Consider the following 4,525-nt stretch of genomic DNA (forward strand, 5'->3'; position numbering starts at 1 on the left):
AGCACTTGGCTATCAGAGCCCTTGTGCCTTCGAGGCCGTCGCATAGTTCAACAACCGCTCTCCACTTTCCCAGGGCAAGTCCAAGGCTCAGTTCCAGACGACTGAGCAGCAGCTTGAGCGCCTGCTTGCCCACGCTCAAGCACAGAACTGGAACCTGCCGCCTGAGCGAGTATATCGTGACGATGGCTATAGTGGCGCCAGTCTCCGCCGCCCGGGGCTGGATCACTTACGTGACGCCGTTGCGAGCGTCGGGCTGGACCGCATTCTGATCACTGCGCCGGACCGATTGGCCCGCAATTACGTCCATCAGGTGCTGCTCGTCGAGGAGCTGCAAAAGCATGGCGCTGAGGTGGTGTTCCTGGATCGGCCCATGAGCCGGGATTCTCATGACCAGCTGCTGCTGCAGATCCGTGGAGCCGTCGCCGAGTATGAACGCACCCTGATCACGGAGCGCATGCGCCGCGGCGGCTGGACACCTCGAAAAACCTCGCGGTTGAGGCGCGAAGCTGATTCACTGGCTCCGGTCAGCGGAGGTGGTGGCGATGGCAGGTCAGCCGGGCTTCTTCGATGTCGATGAGCGGTATGCCGCGCTCTCCGCCGCGGGCGATCCGCTGGAGCGCCTTGCGGCCGTGGTCGATTTCGAGATCTTCCGTCCGGTGCTGGATGCGGCGCTGACGCGGTCGGACCGCAGCCGTGGCGACCGCCCGCCCTATGATGCGGTGCTGATGTTCCGCATCCTGGTGCTGCAGGCGCTCTACAGCCTCTCCGACGAACAGGCCGAGTTCCAACTGCGCGACCGCCTGTCCTTCATGCGCTTCGCGGGCCTTGCCCTGCATCAGGCGGTGCCGGACGCCAAGACGATCTGGCTCTATCGCGAACAGCTCAAGCAGGCGGGTGCCATCGAGGGGCTGTTCCGCCGCTTTGATGAGGTGCTGGCGGCCAAGGGCTTTCTCGCCATGGGCGGACAGATCATCGACGCCACCTTGATCGCCGCACCGCGTCAGAAGTTCACCATCGAGGAGAAAGCCGCCATCCACGACGGCGGCACGCCCGAGGGCTGGTCGCGCGCCAAGCAGGCGCAGAAGGATCGGGATGCCCGCTGGACGCTCAAGCGCGGCAGGGCCAAGCCCAAACCAGAAGGTGCGCAGCGCCAGGCCATTCAGATCGCGGTGCCAGTCTTTGGCTACAAGAACCACATCGGCATCGACCAGCGGCACGGGCTGATCCGCCGCTGGACGGTCACGGATGCCGCTCAGCATGACAGCCGCAGCTTTCCAGATCTGCTCGATCCCGAGAACACGGCCAGCCGCGTCTGGGCCGACACCGCCTACCGCACCAAGCGTAATCTGGAGGTGCTGGAGCAGCGCGGCCTATCCGAGAGGATTCGGTTCCGCCGTCCGCCACGGCGTCAAATCTCCGAGCAGCAGGCGAGGGCCAATGCCTCACGTGCCCGGATCCGCTCCGGCATCGAGCATGTCTTTGCCGCCCAGAAACACCGTATGAGGCTGTTCGTGCGCACCATCGGCATCGCTCGGGCCCAGGTGAAGATCGGCATGGTCAATCTGGCCTATAACTTCACCCGCTTGGCCTGGCTCAGCATCCGAACTGCGCCCGCATAACCCCACAGTTCCCAGGAAGAGCGGTACTTGCCGTCCAAAGCCGGTGACCCGGGCATGTCAGCAGGGGCACGTCAAAGCCTGAGGCGACGATCCTGCTCGCCGGGCGGCGCAGCGGCCGGTAATTCGAGGTGTCCACCTGTTGAAGCCGTTTCTCGTTCACTGCCACAGTAAGGCTCACCCGTTACACGCCGGTCCGTTGCAGCCAGTCCAGCGCGCTGCGTGCTGCCGTCGCGACAGGCGCGTGCCCCCGGACGCAGCGCTAGGCCGTTCCACTCGCTGCCTCTATCACCTAACGGAAAGGCCGGCAGAGCGGCGATGTCGCTAATGGCCACAGCGGTGGCCTCAGCCTTCTCCTGGCCCACGCTCGGCAGCGGCACCGGCCGGTGCCGCAAGTGGTGGTCACTGTCGCCGGCGACAATGATGGGCCGCGATGGGTCAGCAGCTCAATAGGCTTCCGCTGCGGCAGCTAGGTTCCCCGCGTTGAAAGCCACCACTACTGGCAGCCTGGTGGCCTCGTGCAGCGTCGCCCCGGTGGCATAGCCTTCCGCCACCAACAGCGGCGTGCCCGGCTTTAGCTTGCGGCCGATGAGCATGTGCCCACTTGGTATCGGGCGAGATTCCAGGAATCCGAACGGAGTAGTCCTTGAAGCTCGTCGAAACGAATGCTGGAAGGGGCGAGATCCAGACGACTCAGATGTAAGGCACGCCTTGCTTTTTGAGCCCTACATGCGGTTCATACGTTTTCCACTAAGTATCTGAAACAAAAGTTCTCCTCAGACCAGAATGTACGGCATGCCTTACCTTTCGCCTCTGTTCAGCTTGTGGGTTACCCAGATGCCTCCGTTCCGCTACATCTTGTCGCTGATGCGGGGACGAAGGCGACATGATGACAAAGAACACGCAGAGCACGGTGCGAAAGCGTGCCTCCCGGCCAGGACCGTTGCACTGCGAACGGACGGCGAAGTGGCTTGTTATTAGCACGGCCAAGGGTGGCTCGGGTAAGAGCACGACCGCTAGAAACCTTGCTGTGGCTGCTGCTCATGATGGTCTTCGAGTGCTGCTTATCGATACCGATGCGCAACAGGCAGTAGCACGATGGGCGGCGCGACGCCCGGAGCAGGCGCCACCTCTAACTTGCGAGGCTATCGCCCTTGCTGAAATCGAAAGTCACTGGAGCAGGCTCGACGCGTGGGATGCTGATATCGTGATCGTGGACACTCCTCCTGGTGTCGAAAGCAGCCCAGGCCAGATGCAGGCACTTTTGCGGAAGGCAGACCTCGTCTTGGTGCCGGTCCAACCCTCAGACGACGATATAGAAAGCGCCGCTCCTTGGATGGAGCTGCTTACACGGCTTGATGTTCCAGCCCACTTCTTGCTGAACCGCGTTAGGCGCGGCAGCAAGAGCCTTGACGAGGCCAAGCTTGGTCTGTTGGAAACAGGAGGCCGCCTCGCTCCGATTGAGGTGCGCGACCTAGAGGACATCCGGCGCAGCGCTCGGGCTGGAATCGGTGTGATGGAGCTACGTGCCGGAAACGGTGCCGACGATTACCGGAGTGTCTGGGCCTTCGCCCGTTCCGAGTTGGGGATGCGCACCTGATGACCGGTAAACCTACTTCCTTTGTTCTAGGGCGTGCGGAGGTGGCTCGGCGTCCCGGATCGCCTGTTACGCCCGCAGCGTCATCACTCAGTGGCCTACCCCCCCGCTCCCAAGTAGACATTGTACGAACCGCACATCGAGAACTGCGGAATCCGGATGAGTACGTGCGTGAGATCGCTCGGCTCTGGCGCGAGGCTCAGCAATCCTTTCTCGCTATTGGCCGCTATCTGGTTCAGGCCAAACAGAAGTTGCCGCACGGCGAGTTCCAGAGGATGGTGGAGGCATCGCTGCCCTTCGGCCGCCAGACCGCGTACGAGTTGCGGATGATTGCGGAGGCAGTGGACAAGGGTCGAATCCCAGAGCTGAAGCTGCCGCAATCTGCGAGCGTCGCCTACCAGCTTGCCACATTGAAACCGGAAGATCTGGCAGCGGCAGACCAAGATGGATTGGTGCGATCGGACCTACGACGCCCTGAGATCATAGCTTGGAAGCGGGAGCGGCTTCGCAGGTCTGCTGGAGCAAACCATGAGGCCCTTGCGCGCAGGCGTGCCCGGCTCGCTGAAATTATTCAGCGTCATGAGGAGGAGCTAGAAAAAGCTCGTCGTGAACTTGCAGACCTCGAAGAGGCGTTGGGCGGCAAAGTCATCATTGAGGGCATGGCAGAGGAACAAGGCTAGCTGTAAGTCAGTTCAAGGGGCGTTTAGCGAGGGCTACGCTGTTGTCCATTGTTAGCGTGGTCTTCCAATGGCAACCTGTCGCAACAGGATTGAATTGTCGGTGCGTCGTGCAAAGTAGGGATGTCGGTGGACATGCCTTGTGCTGCAGTTGCGGCTCTTGGCTTTTTCTTGCCGGGCGCGCCCATGACCTACCGGCCTTCTGGCCGTTCAATCGGTAGCCCGGCTTCTCACTGTTGGTCTTCCCCCGCGGCGGTGGCCGCGGCTTGCCGCTCACGGACATAGCGCAGCATTTCACTCGGCCACTTGCGCTCCACAACTTTGGCGTGTGTACCCTGCTGATCCTTGCCAAATCCGATTTGGGAGAGGGACATGCTGCGCCAGCGGAACTTCAGCCAGTGATCGCTTAGGGCATTGGTGTCACATACTGCCCGACCGGACTGCGCGCCATATCGCTTTTCTGCAGCATGATCCGCCTGTGCTTGTGGGACAGGTTAAGCTGACGCCCGATATAACGTTGTTCCCGCCAACACAGGATGTTGCGTAGGCGTTTGCTAGTGTCCTGATTCTGTAGTTCCTCCGATCTGCTGGGTGCGCTGGCAGAAGCGCTGTATGGCACCGAGGATGTCGTCGGC

General features: G+C 61.7%; 4 protein-coding genes and 1 pseudogene. 4 read left to right on the forward strand and 1 reads right to left on the reverse strand.

All coding sequences use genetic code 11. The annotated features are described in order from the left end of the window. Positions 1-94: 94 nt before the first annotated feature. A pseudogene (locus EBE87_RS27660) lies at positions 95-577 on the forward strand (recombinase family protein); the annotation flags it as partial. Beyond that, the gene (locus EBE87_RS27665) at positions 543-1,619 is read left to right on the forward strand and encodes an IS5 family transposase (RefSeq protein ID WP_122140298.1); all 1,077 of its coding nucleotides are present in this window, start codon (positions 543-545) and stop codon (positions 1,617-1,619) included. The pseudogene EBE87_RS27660 and the gene EBE87_RS27665, both read left to right, overlap by 35 nt. A gap of 443 nt (positions 1,620-2,062) precedes the next feature. Here the strand turns inward: EBE87_RS27665 and EBE87_RS29265 are convergent, their stop codons facing one another. Continuing rightward, a complete protein-coding gene (locus EBE87_RS29265) occupies positions 2,063-2,212 on the reverse strand; it encodes a hypothetical protein (RefSeq protein WP_158611686.1) in 150 nt (49 codons plus the stop codon). Between the two features lie 293 nt (positions 2,213-2,505). Between EBE87_RS29265 and EBE87_RS27670 the strand changes: the two genes are divergently transcribed. Continuing rightward, positions 2,506-3,216 carry a ParA family protein gene (locus tag EBE87_RS27670; protein ID WP_233560270.1) on the forward strand — a complete coding sequence of 237 codons (711 nt, stop codon included), beginning with the start codon at positions 2,506-2,508 and terminating at the stop codon, positions 3,214-3,216. Positions 3,217-3,380: 164 nt separating this feature from the next. Further along, positions 3,381-3,893, forward strand: a complete 513-nt coding sequence (locus tag EBE87_RS27675) for a DUF3102 domain-containing protein (protein WP_233560268.1) — start codon at positions 3,381-3,383, stop codon at positions 3,891-3,893. The last annotated feature ends 632 nt before the right edge of the window (positions 3,894-4,525 follow it).

This window comes from Teichococcus wenyumeiae (assembly GCF_003696345.1).
GTDB lineage: Bacteria > Pseudomonadota > Alphaproteobacteria > Acetobacterales > Acetobacteraceae > Pseudoroseomonas > Pseudoroseomonas wenyumeiae.